The organism is Paenibacillus oryzisoli (assembly GCF_050467285.1).
Lineage (GTDB): Bacteria > Bacillota > Bacilli > Paenibacillales > NBRC-103111 > Paenibacillus_E > Paenibacillus_E oryzisoli_A.
In genome coordinates this window covers 101,184-118,175 of record NZ_JBCMUN010000009.1, presented here as the reverse complement: position 1 = coordinate 118,175, position 16,992 = coordinate 101,184, and the positions used below count along the sequence as shown (strand labels likewise).

Genomic DNA, 16,992 nt, shown 5'->3' with positions numbered 1-16,992 from the left:
AAAAGCAAAAGAAAGTGCAAGATTCGCACTTTCTTTCACTGAAACAATGAACAATTTGAACTTTTATGCACGATGAAGCAACTGCCTAACGTTCTGCCTACAAGGACAACGATTTTTTAATGCGATAATCCTTCGGTGTCGTGCCGAAGCGCTTCTTGAACAGCTTGAAGAAGTAGCTCGGCGAGCTGAAACCGACGCGTTCAGAGATTTCGTTCACCGGCAGGTTATTGTTCTCCAGCAGCATGACCGATTTCAGCAGCCGGATTTCGTTGATGTAGTCCGCAACGGAGATCGTCTCCTGCTTCTTGAAGATGCGGCCGACATACGCCGAGGACATCCGCAGCATATCGGCGATTTCCTGCAAGCTCAGATTCGGATCGGAGTAATTCGCCTGAATCACGTCTTTAATCGTATCGATGATAAAATGATCCTTCGTCTCCGTCCCCCGCTTCTGATCCTCGAAAATCGCGCTGAGGATGGCGCCGAACTCCGCGAAAATGTCGTCCAGCGTCTCCTTCTCGAAGACGAGGCGATCGATGGTGCGAAGATCGATGAGCAGCGGAGACAGCTTATTCTGGTTGATTTCGCGCACCGTCTGTTTGATCAGGATGCCGAGTTGGATCACCGATTGCATGACGGCGTCGGAGCTCATCCCGGCGATCAGCCCGCGCAGGTGCTCCAGCTCTTGAAAGACGCTGTCCGGGCGGCCTGCCTTGATCGACTCCGCGAATTTGCGCTCGAGCTCGAGCGGGATGTGCGCTTCAACATTTGCCAGGTTGCCCTGAACCATCTCCGGCGTGATGACAGAGCCGTGGCCGAAATTCATTTTGTACAGATGGTAATCCAGTGCTTTCTCGTAACGGGCTGTCAGCTCGCGATAATGGGATGCGACGTCGCCCAGCGCTGCCGTGAAAGTCACGTGGTAGTACTCGCCGATGATCCGCTGCGCCTCCCGCAGCAGCTTGGTGATGGCCGCGTAGCTTTCATCCGGACGCGTGCCGGCCTCGAAGACCAACACCAGGTGATCGCCGCGAATGTCAACGACGTCCCCGCGCAGCTCCTCCGATACAATTTCCCGAATAATATTAGACACGGCAAAATTCAACAGATTCACATCGACGCCGAGCATTTTATCTTTTAGCTCTCCGTAGCGATCAAGCTTCACAACCCCGACGATGCTTTCCTTTTCCAAATCGACGTTCACATACCCGCCTCGTACGCATTCGGCCCATTCCTCGGAAGAGAAGGCGCGGCTGTCGGTGATGAGCTTGCGCAGATAGTAAGAACGTACGATCGCTTCATTGCTCCCGTGCTTCGTCTGCTCGGTCATGAGCTTCTCGATCAGATGGTTGTAGATATGCGAGATGTAGCTGATTTCGTCCTGCTCGTTCGCGCGATCCGGCTCGCCGCCAGGCAAGCGCTTCGTTTGCTTGAGCAGTCCGTTGATCGGCGAATACAGACGGTTCGAGACGATGAAGGAGGCCGCAATGGCGAGAACGAGACAGATGGCGGCGACGGTGAGGAACACGATTTTCAGTCGATCGACTGCAGCAAGCACGCCTTCATAAGGCTCGACATCGACAATAACCCAATTCACCGAGTTGTTCACCAGGTAATTGACAATTTGCTTCTCTCCGTTTGCCGTATACGTAAACTGGGAAACTTGGCGATGCGAGGAAGCGATCTGCCGATACACTTCGCCTTTCAGGTCTCCCAGATCTTGGTCGTTTTGAAAGTCCGGACTGTACATCTCTTGATGCTGGTCCAGGACGAAAATCCGATTGGATCGGTTCGCAGACTGCCGATTCATCAGTTCCAGCTTTTCGAACAGCCATTCCGGTTTGACATTGATAATGAGTGCGCTGTCTTTCTTCGTGTAAGCATCCAGCGAGTCGTACATAAACAAGGAAAATACTTGCTGCGGGCGCTCGGGATGCTTGAGATCCGGGATGTATCGAAGCGGCATCATCTGCATTTTGGAAATCGGCTTGCTCCCGCTCAGAAATTCACTGATCAGATTCATCAGGTTGCTCGTTGAGCTCGTGATTGCATCGTCCCCGCTTGTAAAAAACATGTTGCGCTTGCTGTTGTAGAACACGATGGAATGAATAAAAGAGTTATAAGCGATCGTCTTGCTGAGCTTATTGACGCGGTCGGTATCTTCGAAGGTATCCCGTTCGCCGCTGAATAACAAATGGGCCATATCGGTGTCGTAGAACATGGAGATGGCAAAATTTTTCACCGTATCATTCATGTAAGTGATGTTGTAGTTGATCTGAGAAAGCACCTTCTCATTGGCTTCTTGCTGCGAATCCAAGCTGATTTTCTTGGAATACAGGAAAGCGGACAGCAAAGAGGCCAGCATCACGGATATAATAAGCAGATTGATCGATAAAATGATACGTATCAAGTATTTCCGTTCCCTGTACTTGCGCAAGTAGTTATTCATCGGTGCATCCCCCTCATTCCGGCTGCCTTTACAGTCCCCTTCGTCCGCGGCATCCCGTCCATGGCATGGCTGTATCTATACCTATTTCAACAGAGAACGCAAACTTCCTTTTTGCAGATAGACACCCTTCGGAGGACCGAAGGGTGTCCGCTGATGCTGCGGGACTAACGCCTTAGTAATTGCGGGTCAGCTGAAAAACCTGCAAAGGAGCTGTATCAAGCGAGCAGATGCATCTGCTCCGCCCTGACTTCCCCACGCAGGGGGCGGTCATCGAGATAAGCCCGCAGATCGTTCACCACCGCCTTCGCGATGCGGCCCAGGCCGTTATTGACGGCGCCTGCGATATGCGGAGTTAGAATCACGTTTGGCAGCGTGCGGAATGGGTGGTCAGCTTGCGGCGGTTCCGGATCGGTGACGTCGAGACAAGCGAACAATCTTCCTTTGCGCAATTCGGCTGCAAGCGCCTCCTCGTCGATGACCGAGCCGCGGGCCGTATTGATCAGCACGCCGTCGTCCTTCATCATCGCCAGACGTTCCGCATTAAACATGTGATACGTCTCAGGCAGCGACGGCAAGTGAATGGAAACGACATCGCTCTCGCGCAGCAGGTCCTCCAGCTCCAGCTTCTGCGCGCCCATCTCCTTGGCGCGCTCTTCGCTGACGAACGGGTCGTAGAGCGCGATCCTGACATCAAACTGCTGCAGCAGCTTGATGTAGTGGGAACCCGCTCGACCTGCTCCTACGACCCCGATCGTCAGTCCGTACACTTCGCGCACCCGCGAACCGTCGCCCCAACCGCCCGCAGCGGTCTCCCGGCTAAGCCGCCACATGTCCTTGAGCGACACGATGGTATAGCCAAGCGCCGTCTCCGCCACGCCTTGACCGAGCGCTTCGGTCGCGTTGGCGACGCGCACCCCGCGCTGCCACAGCGCCTCCGTCACGATCGGCTTCACCGTGCCGGCCGCATGCAGAACGAGCCGCAAATTCGGTGCAGTCTCAAGCACCTGCTCTGTCAGCGCACCGCAGCCCCACGACGTGATGGCTACATCCGCGCCGGCAATCAGGGCGCGCATCTGCTCCTCAGAGGGGTTGCCCTTTTCCTCATTGAGCGTAACATCACCCAATTCGCGGAGCTGAGCGAGATGCTCAGAGCCAAAGATTCGTTCCCGTTTGTCTTTTCCTAGCAACATTGCAATCTTCAACTTCACATCCTCCTTCATTCTCTTGTTCTGATTGATACACAGCAGACGCGTCTCGGACGCCTATCTTCCTCTTGAGCAAAACCCATGAAAGTCTGAGCTATTCCGAAGAAACATCGCTGTTTGGGGGAGATAGCCCAGCTTTGCATGGGTTCGTTCACAACCTTATTTTTTACCGTTCGCTTTCAGCCACGCGTCAAGCTGCTTCTGACGCTCAGCGACGATGACATCGGCACCAGCCTTCTTCAGCTTCTCCTCATACACCGGCAAGTACTTCTCCGGATCGAGCGTACCGGTTCCGAGCGCAGCGAAATATTCGTCGTTGACCGCTTTGACGTTCGCGGTTTCCGTCTTGACCGGATCCGTGTTGAAGACAAATCCGGTGAGCGGCGACACTTCGCCCTCGGCGTTGACTTTCGCGGTCTGCTCCAGCTTGTCGGCTGGTGAGCCTTCCGGCAAATATTCGTTGATAATGCTGCCGAAAATCCAGTCCGTGTTGGTAAAGTAACCGGCATCTTGATTGATTTTAATAAAATTGCCTGTCGTCTTTGTATAATGCTTGCCTTCGATTCCGTAAACAAGCGTGTTATACAGCTCTTTATCCGTGTTCACCAGCTCCAGGAACATCATGGCTCTCTCTGGATTTTTGGACGTACGGGAGATCGCGTTCATGGTGCTGGCCGCTCCGCTGAATACCGCCTTCGCCAGCGGCACGAGCACAACGTCGTTGCCACCGTCCGCCGCCTTGAATTCCACTTCCGAACCCGGCTTGCCGGTAAAATCGAACCAGACGGCTGTGGTGCCTTTGTTGTAGGCGTCGGCCGCATTTTTTAACGTAGCAGCGTCCTGATTGATGTAGCCCTTCGTGTACCACGAGTGCACGAGCTTGAAGTTGTCTCTCATTTCATTCGTCACATCCGGAAGGACTTTGAACGCTGTGTCGTTCTTATAAACCGGCCCTTTCGGATCGATGTTGTACAGGTAACCGGTATAAAAGCCGCGCGTGGTTCCGAATGGAACGATCCCTGGCTCGTTATCCTTGATCTGCTTGAGAAACGGTTCGATATCTTCGATCTTCTTGATGGACGTCGTGTCCAGTTTGTACTTATCGGCAAAACGTTTTTGAATAACCAGACCCACACGGGTAGCGGAGATTTGGTAGTTCGGGACCGCATAGATTTTGCCGTCCATCTTCGCATCGTTCCAAAATTTTTCTTCCATGGATTGGTAAAGCTTTTGTCCTTGGTTCTTCAGCAGATCGTCGAGCGGCTGGAACACGCCTTTCTTCTGATTCAGATCAAATTTAAACAGCCAGTTCGAGGTCCAGATAATATCCGTCACTTCGCTCGACGCCACGATGGTGTTTAACTTCTGCTCGTAAGTGCCGAAGTCGATCGGCATCAGCTTGATCGTTGCGTTGATTTTCTCTTGTGTAATCTTGTTGACGGCATCGTTCACCAACTGCAGATCCGGATTCGCCTTGTTTTGCGGGTAGTACCAGGTGAGCTCGACCGGATCGAGCTTCTTAGTTCCTGTCGATGCAGACGGTGCCGTGCTGCCGGACGGAGAAGCACTGCTTCCCGGGTCCGAAGCATTGTCTGTACTGCTGCCGCAGCCGGTGATAGCCATGGCGAGTGCAGAACTAAGCGCAAGAACGGACATCCACTGAAAACGCGTTTTTTTTCTGGTCATCTTTTCCAATGTAGAAACCTCCCTTAAAATGGTCATTAAGCTACATATGAACACAGTGTTGAGAAGCCGAATCCTGATTCCCCTTCGATCCCCCTCCTTCCCGGCTCGGCCCTCCGCCGCTTGCGGCTTATCCTTTAATGGCGCCGATGGTCAGTCCCTTGACGAAAAACCGTTGGAAGAACGGGAACACCAGCAGCATCGGACCAGCTGACAGAACGGCAACCGCAAATTTAGCCGACGTCTTCGGAAAATCCCCCATATTGACACCGAGCGAAACCATGGCTGTGGCAAACTCGGGACGGGATGTGATGAAATCAAGCGTATTCATGGTTCGCACGAGCAGCAATTGCAGCGGCACCAGTTTCTCCGTGTTGATAAATAGAAGCGCGTTGAACCATTCGTTCCAGTAGTTAAAAAGGATGAACAAGCCCAGCGTCGCAAGCGCTGGCTTCGAGAGCGGAAGGATCAGTTCCGCGTAAATCCGCCACTCGCGTGCTCCCTCCACCTTCGCCGACTCAATGACTTCTGTCGGAATTTTGGCCATAAACCCCTTCATAATCAGCACGTAAAAAGGACTGAGCAATCCAGGCACGATCAAGGCCCAGATCGAATCTTTCAGATGCAGCAGCTGGGTCATCAAAATGTAGAACGGCACGAGACCCCCGTTGAACAGCATCGTGAAGAACACGTAGAACGAGGTTATCCGCTGCAGCCCGTAATCTCTGCGGGACAGCACGTACCCCATCGTGGAGGTCAGAATCAGCGAGATGCAGGTGCCTATGCTGGCGACAATGATCGTTACCCCGTAAGCGCGAAGGATGGTGTCCGGCGTTTTCAGGAAGTAGTGGTACGCCGCAGCGCTGAATTGCTCTGGAATAAGGCGAAAGCCGTTATGCAGAATCGATTGTTCGTCAGAGAACGAGATGACAATGACGAGGGCGAACGGAACGAGCATAGCGATCGTAATCAGGATGAAAATGGCATGAATGATCAGCTGGCTCCATGCCGCTTTGGACTGTTGGACTACCACGGGTTGCTCCCTCCTTAGAACAGCGAATTGTCCTCGTTAATTCGTCTTACGGTGAAATTGGCGGTGACAACCAGCACGAAGCCGACAAACGACTGGTACAGACCGACGGCGGAAGCCATAGAGACGTCGGCGATTTCACTGAGCGCCCGGTAGATGTACGTGTCGATAATATCCGTCGTCGCGTACGTCATGCCGTTGTTGTTCGGGATAAAATAGTGCAGGCCGAAGTCGCCCCGGAACATGTTGCCGATACTAAGAATCAGCAGAATAATAATCAACGGCGTCAATTGGGGGATCGTGATGTTCGTCACCATCTGCATCCGCTTGGCCCCGTCGATACGGGCCGCCTCGTAAAGCTCGCCGTCAATTCCGAGAATGCCGGCGTAGTACACCATCGCCGAGAAGCCGATCGCTTTCCATACATGCACGATGTTCAAAATGTAGGGCCAGTACTTCGGTTCGAAATACCACTGGATTTTGTCCATGCCGGCTGACACCAGCCAGCTGTTGATAAAGCCGTTGTCATGGTCCAGGAACGCCAGGGTGATGTAGCTCATGACCACCCATGAAAGGAAAAAGGGCAGGATCAACGCGGTTTGATAAATCTTCAGCCACTTTTTCGCGATTTCATTGAGGAGAATGGCTACAGCGAGCGCCGCGAGCGTGGTTAGCACCATGTAGCCCAGGTTATACAGCACGGTGTTGCGGGTGATGCGGAATGCGGTTTCGCTTTTGAACAGAAACTCGAAATTTTTGAAGCCGATCCACTCACTGCCCAGGATGCCCTTGTCATACCGATAGTTTTTAAAAGCAATGACGACCCCGAACATCGGAATGTACGACATGATGAAAATATAGATGACTGCGGGGAGCGAGAGCGTAAACAGCTCGATGTTCCTGCCGAAGAAACGGAATGCCTTCTTGCGCCTCATGGGATGCCTTCCTCCTTGCTTGTAGCGTTTGCTTGGCTTGCTGCCTGAGAACAAGATAGCCCGAATTTCATCTATAAAACAGTGCAAAAACTGTACTTTTGTCTCCATTTCAAGTGAACGATGTGCATTTTACTAACCGAAGTCCGCGCGTGCCGCGGCATGCCGCAAGGGCTTGGCACGGCAACGCCAAAAAGGCTGAAATCTCACACAACATCAACAAAACCGAGAACCTCACAGCAACGCCAAAAAGGCTGAGAATCTCACGGTGCGGTTGGCACCGTCGTTCTCAGCCTGTCCCTATATAGGCTTAGGGGTCACTTCTGCCCCTTCAGCCATTCATCGAGCTGCCGCTGCTTCTCCGCTCGAATCCGTTCACTGCCGGCCTTCACCAGCTTATCCTCGTAGACCGGCAAATATTTCGCCGGATCGACCGTCCCCGTGGCGAGCGCCGCATAATACTCGTCGTTGACTGCTTTTACATTGGCGAGCTCTGCCTTCAAATCGTCCGTTTGAAACACAAAATCGTAATAAGGGGATACCTCCGCCTCTTCGTTAATACGTACGGTCTGCTCAATTTTGTCCGAAGGCGCTCCCTCCGGCAAATATTCATTGCGGATGTTACCGAAGACCCAATCCGTGTTCGTAAAATACCCGGAATCCGGATTCAGCTTGACGTAGTTACCGTCCGTTCGCGTATAGTGCTTGCCCTCGATCCCGTAGACGAGCGTGTTGTACAGCTGCTTGTCCGTATTCACCAGCTGGAGCAGTTGCATCGCTTTCTCCGGATGCTTCGACGTCCGGGAGATCGCGTTCATTGAGCTGGCCGCACCGGTGAACGCCGGCTTCGAAAGCGGAACGAGCACAACATCGAATCCTCCGTCGCCGGCTTTAAACTCCGCCTCGGAGCCCGGCTTTCCCGTAAAGTCGAACCAAACGGCCGTGTTGCCTTTCCTGTAGACATCCGCCGCGGTCTTTAGCGTAGCGGCGTCCTGATTGATATAGCCTTTGTCATACCAGGCATGAACCAAAGCGAAGTTTTGCTTCATTTCCAAGGGGACATCGGGCAGAACCCGGTGGCTCGCATCGCCCTGATACACCGACACGCGCCAGTCGATTCCATAAATGTGATTCGTGAAAAAGCCTCGCGTTGTGCCGAACGGGACGATGCCCGGTTCCCCTTCCTTGAGCTGCTTCAAGAACGGTTCTATATCGTCGATCTGGCGAATCTTAGTTAGATCGAGCTTATATTTATCGACAAACCGCTTCTGTAACACCAAGCTTGGGCGCATTGCGGCAATTTGGTAGTTCGGCACCGCAAACTGCTTCCCGTCCAGCTTGCCGTCGTTCCAGAAGCGTGGAGACAACGACGCCCGCAGCTGCGGGCCGTACTGCTCGAGCAGCTCATCCAAAGGCTGGAACACGCCTTTCCGGGCATTGGAATCCCACGGGAACAGCCAGTTCGAAGTCCAGACGATATCCATCGGGTCGCTCGCCGCCACGAGCGTATTCAACTTTTGCTCGTAACTGGCAAAATCAACGGGCTGCAGCTTGACGCTTGCGTGAATTTTATCCTTGATCAGCCTGTTGACTTCAGCATTCACTAACGGCAAGTCGGCATTCGCTTTGTTCTGGGGGTAATACCAGATCAGTTCGTCCAGCTCGTTTCCGCCATCTTCAGCCGTCAACTGCGGCTTTGTACAGCCGCTCGTGACAACCATCATGAGCGAAACGACGCTTAGAAACATGATTAGCCTGATACGATGTCTTGGAACCGTACCTCTGATTATTCGGAAGCTTATTTTGCTCAAGCCCCTTCTCCCCTCTCCCAGTCCGATTTCCATAGTACCCATTTCTTCTCTTATAACCGGATTTCCTTCTAGTCAATCTAACATGAATACGATGAGAGGCGGACATGAAAAGACCATACCCCTTCGCCGGTTCTCGGCGGAAGGTATGGTCTTTTCTAGGGGTGGGGCTTTCCTTACCGCTTGCGCCGATTGTAGCCCTTCTCCTCATACGGCTGCAGCTTCTCCAGCCACAGCTCCAGCAAGGCGTCGACCTCATCGCGGTAATGCTTTTGCGAGGTGGCGTCAACGGGTGCATCGTCGTCCGGCGCCAGCCGGTCCAGTTCTTCGAACACAAAGCTGTTCGGACCGAAGGCCTGCCAGTCTTTTTGCAGCTCATGAAAAATGTTCATGTTCATTTGCTGGCCAAAATCGAACCGGTTCCGCGCCCCCTCAAGGTCCATGGAGGAGACGACGTAAATTTTGCCGTTCGATGTGTTGCGGATCTGGTACACGCCCATCGCGCGAAACGTTTGGGCATATGCCGAGGAAAGCTCTTTCTTCTTATTTTTGTCCAACACGGCCGTTTAATACCCCATTTCCTTCAAAATCGCAGACAGCGTACGGAGCCGTTCACCGATCAGCTCATCATCGTCACTCAGCGCCTGGCTGAAAAGACGGATGTCTTCGTTAATTTTCTCGTTATCCGTACATACCGCGACGGTCATCGCATCACCCTGGAGTCCGACCCGGTCAATCACGGGATTCTCAGGGTCGTAAAAGTTCTCATAGCGGTACGCATCCAAAAAATGCTGCTTCGCCCTGCATACCAGAATCGTCAAGTCCAGGACCCGATGCAGCGGAAGCTCCTCGGATTGACGGGACCATTTCTCCCCCGTATAACGCCAAACTTTGGCGGAAATGTCGACCTTGCCGCGGTCGTTCCACTGGGCTAGGCCAAGCGAGAGGCCCTTTGCGTCGGAGTTGTTCGTATATCTGCCATCGATATTGGCATAATTTTCAGATACGATGACAGGTTTATGTTTTAACGTTGTTGGGATTTTCATAGCGTTAGCCTCCTAATGCGTATTCAGTTATTTAGTAATTTACTAAATGATAAACTGATTATACGCCAGACTCTCTGCGCAAGTCAATGCAAGGCAGACTACCAACGCTGCCCAAACTTTGGATAAGCGCTCGCGTGTTCCGTTACTTTGGCGATCCACTGCCGATCTTCATCCGTCTAAAAAGCATGCTTGACTTGGTGTTCACACCAAGTTGTATGGTCAATGTATGGGGCGGGCTCCCCCCGCCAGACATGAAGATGATGGAGGAACTTACACATGACAAACGTAATGAATCCGCGCACCGCGCTTATAACCGGAGCTAGCAGCGGGATCGGCCTGGCGTTAACGAAGCAATTGCTGCAGCAAGGTTGGCATGTCGCGGCGCTGAACCGTTCCGATTTCCCGGAAGACGATATGCAGATTAAACAGGCCATTCGTGACCGCTCCCTGCGCGTGTACCGAGCTGATTTGGCCGACTTCTCGCACCTGCGCGCAGCCTTGCAGCAGATTAAGGCCGACGAGACGGCCATCGATGTCCTTTTTAATAACGCGGGAGGGAGCTTTCCGGAACTCCTCTATTCGAAGCAAGGACGTGAGCTTCATGTGGAATTGCACACGATCGTTCCTTATATTTTGACCATGGAGTTGAAGGAGCTCTTGCTGCAGGGTTCGTTGCGAACCGTCGTGGGCACATCGACCAATGCATTTGCCACGCTAAAAAGCTTCGATCCGGACTCGCTGCTGAAGCCCGAAGCGCCGTTCCGGAAGCTTTTCGGTCCTTATGCGACCTCGAAGCTGGCGCTTTCCCTCTGGGTGCACGAAGCGGCGCCGGAGTTCACCCGCCAAGGTATTCGGCTACTTAGCGCAGATCCCGGCGGCAACAATACCTTGCGGCCGAGTAACAATGCCGGCCTCCCTTTTTACCTCAGACCGATCATGAAGCTGTTCTTCCCGCCTCCGAGCACAGGCGCCGGTCTGCTTCTGGACGCTGCGACAGATCCGCACCCCGCGGGCAGCTATCTGGTCAAAAACAAGTCTGCCACTTTAAAGTTTACGCAGTACGGCAAGGATGTACTCGCTTTGGTGGATGGCATTTATAAGGGTGAATTCTGAGAAATGGCTTCACGTCCTCCAATGAAGTTGCGGGTCGCTGAGGGGTAACTTGAGGCGTATGGAGGTAAGGAACACTCACCGCGGCGTTTCGAGGGAAATTCGAAGCCAATAAATGCGCAAAGCCAACAAATGCAAAATCAACGCTACTGTTTCTCGCCGTGATCCTGCATTTTGTACATTAAATTTCGAAAAATAGACGGATTTCGCGAAAAAACGTGCATTTCTTACAGTTAAATCGCCGCCTGCCTCCCCATTTTCGAGGATAATGCCCTTATCGACGCTATTTACTGTAAGTTTTACATGAATTAAGCCATTTTGAGCCTTCATGGGTAGATTACCTGTACTTTTTGCAGGAAGTGATTGGTCCGGGAACTTTCTAAAGAAAGTAAAAGACAGCCTTCTTGAGTGAAGACTGTCTTTTGCTACAATTCTGCGGGTTCAAACTCGATGACTTCCTCCAAAACGGCGATGATCTGCGCCGCCACCTCGCGGGCTTGTCCATCTTGTGCATTTAGATCTTGAAACGATTTGCTGAGAACCCGATCTATCGCGGATGCTAGATCTTGAGCTTCTAACGCACCAAGATGCTTCGTGATGTAGATCGTAATGCTGCGAGACTCCCCGTCGTACTCATCCTCCATTCCATCTGTCGCAAGTAATTGCGCCGGGTCCCATCTGTCGATATGGGCTTTGACGATAAGCAGAATCGGTGTCGGATCGTAGGGCAGAGAAGCGAGGTATTGGTTCTCTTTGCGAATCTCTTTTTGAATGCTCCAGACCATATAATTCATTCGCGTCTCAGGCGAGACAGCACGAAATTTCACGAACGGTTTCCTCCTCAAGCGTTTTGCACATGCAGACAGCGATTATCATATGCGTTAAGTGTACCACGGATTGCAGCGAAATGTCGAAGATAAAGCTTGTTCTGTCAGGCTTGCATAGAGGGTTACGAAAAGTTTAATGTAGTTAATTATTCGCTATATTAATTAATGTGATTAACTAATTTCATTTTAGTCTCCACCAGCCGCTTTGCAGCCTCATTAGCGGCATTCGCCTCCACCCAACCGAACCCATCGCCTCGATACCGCGGGAAAACATGCAGATGGTAATGCCCCAGATCGTTGAACACGCCGCCATTCTGCATCATGGATATACCGTCCGGGGCAAAACATGCTTTCAGCCCTCGGCTGATCTGCTTAGCCGCAAGCATGACAGCCCGCATCGTCTCCTCGTCCATCTCCTCAGCCTCAACGATATGCCGCTTCGGCATAATTAGCACATGCCCTTCGTTAATCGGCGCGATGTCCAGCAGACAGGTAATCCTTTCGTTCTCGTAGACAACATGGGCTTGTACCTCTCCATTCGCCAACTGACAGCCTAAACATGCAGATGACATGGCCTCCCCCTCTTCCTCTCCAATTATGGATAGAGTAGAAACGAGTTCTCATTACGTCTCTACTCCACCCGCTCTCCCATCATTCCGAATACCGGTAAAAACCTTGCCCCGATTTGCGCCCCAATCGCCCAGCCTTTACATATTTGCGCAGCAGCGGGCACGGGCGGTATTTGCTGTCTTTGAACCCTTCATGCAAAATCTCCATGATCGCGAGGCACGTATCCAGGCCGATCAGATCGGCAAGCTCCAGCGGACCCATAGGGTGCCGCATACCGAGCTTCATCACCGTATCGACCGCCTCTGGGGAAGCCACACCTTCATACACCGTGAAAATCGCTTCGTTAATCATCGGCATCAGTACCCGATTCGATACAAAACCTGGAAAATCCTGCACCTCCACAGGTGTTTTCCCGAATTCCCGGCTCACCTGCTCCACGGCCTCAAACACGGCTTGCGAAGTATCGAGCCCGCGAATGATTTCCACTAACGGCATGACCGGCACCGGATTCATAAAATGCATCCCGATCACCTGTCCGCTCCGCGCCGTCACCGCGGCAATCTCTGTGATCGGCAGCGAGGATGTATTCGTCGCGAGGATCGTCTCCGGCGGACACACCGCATCCAACTCGCGAAAAATCGCCTGCTTCACCGCCATTTGTTCCGTGGCGGCTTCGATAACGAGCTGTGCTCGATCCGCCTGATCCAGTGATCCGATCACCTCAATCCGAGCCAAAACCGCTGTCTTATCGGAGCTTCTCAGATTTCCTTTGGCGATGCTCCGGTCCAAATTTTGAGCAATTTGCTGAAGCCCCTTCGCCAGTGCGGCAGCGGACACATCATACCAGAGTACGGACTTGCCGCCACTTGCGGCAACCTGCACAATGCCGCTCCCCATTTGGCCTGCGCCAACAACCATCACGGTTGTTATGCTCACGAATGCTCACCTCCTAGCCGTCTACCCGCAGCAAAACGGCATCCCCTTGCGCCGTGCCGCTGCAAATCGCGGCAATGCCGTACCCCCCGCCGCGCCGCCGCAGCTCGTGGATCAGCGTCAATATAATCCGCGTGCCGCTGGCGCCGATCGGATGGCCGAGCGCAATCGCGCCGCCGTTCACGTTCACGCGGTCGCGCTGCCAGCCGAGCATCCGCTCACACGTGAGCGGCACGGCGGCAAACGCCTCATTGACCTCAATCCGGTCAATCTGAGCCAAAGCCAAGCCGGTCTGTCGCAGCAGCTTGGCAATCGCCAGCGCGGGCGCCGTCGCGATATACGGCGCCCGCTCTCCGACCGCGGCGTGCCCGACCAGCGTCGCCAGCGGCTGCACGCCGCCCGCCACAGCGCGAGTCCGCTCCATCAGCACGAGCGCGGCGGCGCCGTCGTTCACGCCGGGCGCATTGCCGGCGGTGATCGTGCCGCGCTTGTCGAACACGGGCGGCAGCGCCGCGAGCTTCGCGAGGCTCGTATCCGGACGAGGGCACTCGTCCTGCCCTACGAGCCGCTCGCCTTGCTTGCCGGGCACCGCAACCGGGACGATCTCCTCGTCCCAGCAGCCGCGGGCCGCGGCCTGCACCGCCAGCTCGTGGCTGCGCAAAGCCCACGCGTCCTGCTCCTCGCGCGAGATCCCGAGCTCGGCGGCGACCTGACTGCCGTGCATCACCATATGCACGCCATGGAACGGGCAGGTCAGCCCGTCGAGCAGCATGCCGTCGACCAGCGTCTGATCGCCCATGCGGCTGCCCCATCTGGCCTTCTGGAGCAAATACGGCGCCCGGCTCATGCTTTCCATGCCGCCAGCGACGATCACCGACGCATCGCCGGCCCGAATGATTTGGTCCGCCATGGTGACGCTCCGCATACCAGAGGCGCACACCTTGTTCACGGTCTCCGTCGGGACGGACCAATCCAGCCCAGCACTGCGCGCCGCCTGGCGCGATGGCACTTGCCCGGCACCACCCTGCAGCACCATCCCCATAATGACTTCGTCGACGGCTGAAGGGGCGACCCCCGAGCGCCGAATCGCTTCCCTAATGGCGATTCCGCCCAAATCCACTGCGGCGACGTCCTGCAAAGCGCCGCCAAACCTGCCGAAAGGAGTTCTCGCACCGCCGACAATGACCGTTTCTCTCATCGTTCACGTCTCCTTCCTCCACTTACACACCCCCACCGACCTTGCCGAGCAGCGGCTCGATCGACGCCAAGAGCGATTCCTGTGCTGACTGGCACACTTGCAGCATTTTGACATCCCGCAGGAAGCGTTCAGCGGGATAGTCCTTGGTGTACCCGTAACCGCCAAAAATTTGCAGCGCCTCAATCGCAACCGCCACGGCCGCGTCGCCGGCAAATGTATGCACGATGGGCTGTACCGGCTCTGGCGGCGCCTCGGACTGGCCGCTCTGCCAGGCGGCCTCCAGCGTCAGAAGCCGTGCGGCTTCAAGCTGCGTCGCCATGTTCGCCAGCTTGAAGGCAATCGCTTGCTGCGCAGCGAGCGACTTGCCGAACTGCCACCGCTCCTGCGCGTAAGCGAGCGCCGCTGCCAGGGCGCCTTGCGCGGCGCCCACCGCTTGCGCCGCCAGCAAGCTGCGGGCGGCCTCATGCACCCTGGCGGCGATCTGCAAGCCGCCGCCTTCCTCGCCCAGCCGCTGCGCGTCAGGCACGCGGCAGCCGCTGAATCGCAGCGCAGCCGAAGGCGCAGCGCGCAGCCCCAATCGAGCCGGCTCGGGCTCGATCGTCAGGCCTTCGGCCGCTTTTTCAACGATAAAAGCGGTATATCCCTTCCCGTCTCCCGGCGTTCCCGTACAGGCATACACGACGAAAATATCCGCATCAGCAGCAAGCAGCACGCTATAATTAATGCCATTAAATATATAGTCATCCCCGCTACGCACCGCCTGCAATTGATCGAAATCCTGCAGCGCCTGCAAGTCTGCGGTCGCCCCCAGCTTCATGCCCTCTGCGAGCGGTGTCAAGTACGTCATCTTCTGCTGCTCCGTTCCGAACATGGCGATCGGCGCGCTTGCCAGCGCCGCATGCCCATATAGCGCATAAGCTGTCGAGGCGCAGGAGCGCGCCAGTTCCTCCAGGACGCAGCTGAAGGTCAGAGGATCAGCGTCCAAGCCGCCATAGTGCTCCGGCCATAGAATGCCGGCGAGCCCCAGCTCCGCCATTTTTGCAAACAACTGAGCATTGAACGTGGCCTTCTCATCTCTGACCGCTGCGGACGGCATCAGCTCACGCGTACCAAAATCCCGCACCATTTCACGAATCATGCCCAATTCTTCTGGAACGCTGAAATCCATGTTGAGATCGCCCTTTCCTCTGTCATTCCTCTCAGCTGCCTGCTCCTTACCGCACCTACACCTCCTCGTCCAGCACTGTCCGGGCAATCCGGGCATCCAGCGCTTCATAATCGTCGTAGCGAATGGCCGCATACAGCTCACGCCGGGTCTGCATCTGGTCGAGCGAGCCTTGTTGAGTGCCGTTATGCAAAATGTCCGCATACACCCGCTCGACCGCCTTGGCCGCCACACGCAAGGAGGAAACCGGGTAGAGCACCATGGCGTATCCCCACTGTGCAAATTGCTCAGCGGTGTAATACGGCGTCCGCCCAAATTCCGTCATGTTCGCCAACAGCGGCACGTCAATTGCGGCTCGGAACGCCTGAAACTCCTCCTCCCGCTCGAGCGCCTCCGGAAAAATCGCATCCGCCCCGGCTTCTACGTAAGCGCGCGCGCGTTCTATGGCGTCTGCGATCCCGCTTACCCCTTTCGCATCCGTGCGGGCAATCACATAAAGGGTAGGCGCCACTTCCTTAATTGTTCTGATCTTTTGAGCCATCTCCTCCGTCCCGATCAGTTTTTTGCCGTTCAGGTGGCCGCATTTTTTGGGCAGCTCCTGGTCCTCGATCTGCACCGCGGCCACTCTCGCCTCGACCATCTCCTTCGCTGTACGCGCCACGTTCAAAATCCCGCCGTAGCCCGTATCAATATCGACGAGTAGCGGCAAACCGGACGCTCTGACCAGCTCGCGCGCGCGTTCCGCCACTTCACCCGAATACAGCAGACCTAGGTCCGGCAGCGCCCGGGAAGCGGTAAACGCCGCGCCCGATAAATAAATGGCCCGGACCTGCGCCAATTTGGCGAGCCTCGCCGCCATGCCGTCGTGCGCGCCGAGAATTTGCAGAACAGGGCCTTCGTCGACAAGCTGTCGAAAACGGCCCGCCAAGGTGCGTTGATCCTCCTCCTCTTCGATGAGCCAGGACATGGCAATCTCCTCCAAACGCTTCGTGACAGGTTTTCATCCAAACGCTGTCCTACATGCTTATCACCTCAT

At 54.7% G+C, this 16,992-nt stretch carries 16 protein-coding genes; 1 reads left to right on the top strand and 15 read right to left on the bottom strand.

The genetic code is table 11. From position 1 onward, the window contains the following. Positions 1-97 precede the first annotated feature (97 nt). The 8 genes from ABE504_RS15895 to ABE504_RS15860 form a co-directional block, all read right to left on the bottom strand. Positions 98-2,449 carry a helix-turn-helix domain-containing protein gene (locus tag ABE504_RS15895; protein WP_430090335.1) on the bottom strand — a complete coding sequence of 784 codons (2,352 nt, stop codon included), beginning with the start codon at positions 2,447-2,449 and terminating at the stop codon, positions 98-100. Between the two features lie 215 nt (positions 2,450-2,664). Beyond that, a complete protein-coding gene (locus tag ABE504_RS15890) occupies positions 2,665-3,651 on the bottom strand; it encodes a hydroxyacid dehydrogenase (protein ID WP_430090333.1) in 987 nt (328 codons plus the stop codon). 162 nt (positions 3,652-3,813) lie between these two features. Further along, positions 3,814-5,340, bottom strand: a complete 1,527-nt coding sequence (locus ABE504_RS15885) for an ABC transporter substrate-binding protein (RefSeq protein ID WP_430091347.1) — start codon at positions 5,338-5,340, stop codon at positions 3,814-3,816. Between the two features lie 127 nt (positions 5,341-5,467). Next, positions 5,468-6,370: a carbohydrate ABC transporter permease gene (locus tag ABE504_RS15880; RefSeq protein ID WP_430090330.1), complete on the bottom strand. Its 903-nt coding sequence runs from the start codon at positions 6,368-6,370 to the stop codon at positions 5,468-5,470. A gap of 14 nt (positions 6,371-6,384) precedes the next feature. Next, positions 6,385-7,302, bottom strand: a complete 918-nt coding sequence (locus tag ABE504_RS15875) for an ABC transporter permease (RefSeq protein WP_430090327.1) — start codon at positions 7,300-7,302, stop codon at positions 6,385-6,387. Positions 7,303-7,616: 314 nt separating this feature from the next. Further along, positions 7,617-9,110 (bottom strand): ABC transporter substrate-binding protein, encoded by a 1,494-nt coding sequence (locus tag ABE504_RS15870; RefSeq protein ID WP_430090325.1) that lies wholly within the window; start codon positions 9,108-9,110, stop codon positions 7,617-7,619. A gap of 173 nt (positions 9,111-9,283) precedes the next feature. Continuing rightward, on the bottom strand, positions 9,284-9,667 hold the full coding sequence (locus ABE504_RS15865; protein ID WP_430090322.1) for a GIY-YIG nuclease family protein: 384 nt from the start codon (positions 9,665-9,667) through the stop codon (positions 9,284-9,286). A 6-nt stretch (positions 9,668-9,673) separates the two neighbouring features. Further along, the gene (locus ABE504_RS15860) at positions 9,674-10,153 is read right to left on the bottom strand and encodes a DUF6530 family protein (protein WP_430090319.1); all 480 of its coding nucleotides are present in this window, start codon (positions 10,151-10,153) and stop codon (positions 9,674-9,676) included. A gap of 276 nt (positions 10,154-10,429) precedes the next feature. Here ABE504_RS15860 and ABE504_RS15855 point away from each other — a divergent pair, with 276 nt between their 5' ends. Beyond that, positions 10,430-11,266, top strand: coding sequence for an SDR family NAD(P)-dependent oxidoreductase (locus ABE504_RS15855; protein WP_430090316.1), 837 nt, complete (start codon positions 10,430-10,432; stop codon positions 11,264-11,266). Positions 11,267-11,341: 75 nt separating this feature from the next. Here the strand turns inward: ABE504_RS15855 and ABE504_RS15850 are convergent, their stop codons facing one another. From ABE504_RS15850 to prpB, 7 genes are all read right to left on the bottom strand, one after another. Next, positions 11,342-11,593, bottom strand: coding sequence for a hypothetical protein (locus ABE504_RS15850; RefSeq protein ID WP_430090313.1), 252 nt, complete (start codon positions 11,591-11,593; stop codon positions 11,342-11,344). A gap of 95 nt (positions 11,594-11,688) precedes the next feature. Continuing rightward, complete coding sequence (locus ABE504_RS15845) at positions 11,689-12,090, bottom strand: hypothetical protein (RefSeq protein WP_430090310.1); 402 nt, start codon at positions 12,088-12,090, stop codon at positions 11,689-11,691. 158 nt (positions 12,091-12,248) lie between these two features. Continuing rightward, positions 12,249-12,662, bottom strand: coding sequence for an HIT family protein (locus ABE504_RS15840; protein WP_430090307.1), 414 nt, complete (start codon positions 12,660-12,662; stop codon positions 12,249-12,251). A gap of 79 nt (positions 12,663-12,741) precedes the next feature. After that, entirely contained in the window at positions 12,742-13,596 is an 855-nt protein-coding gene (locus tag ABE504_RS15835) for a 3-hydroxybutyryl-CoA dehydrogenase (RefSeq protein ID WP_430090304.1), read from the bottom strand. Positions 13,597-13,609: 13 nt separating this feature from the next. Then, positions 13,610-14,791, bottom strand: coding sequence for an acetyl-CoA C-acetyltransferase (locus tag ABE504_RS15830; RefSeq protein WP_430090301.1), 1,182 nt, complete (start codon positions 14,789-14,791; stop codon positions 13,610-13,612). A 22-nt stretch (positions 14,792-14,813) separates the two neighbouring features. Next, positions 14,814-15,959 (bottom strand): acyl-CoA dehydrogenase family protein, encoded by a 1,146-nt coding sequence (locus ABE504_RS15825; RefSeq protein ID WP_430090298.1) that lies wholly within the window; start codon positions 15,957-15,959, stop codon positions 14,814-14,816. 55 nt (positions 15,960-16,014) lie between these two features. Beyond that, positions 16,015-16,923 (bottom strand): methylisocitrate lyase, encoded by a 909-nt coding sequence (prpB, locus tag ABE504_RS15820; protein ID WP_430090295.1) that lies wholly within the window; start codon positions 16,921-16,923, stop codon positions 16,015-16,017. Positions 16,924-16,992 lie beyond the last annotated feature (69 nt).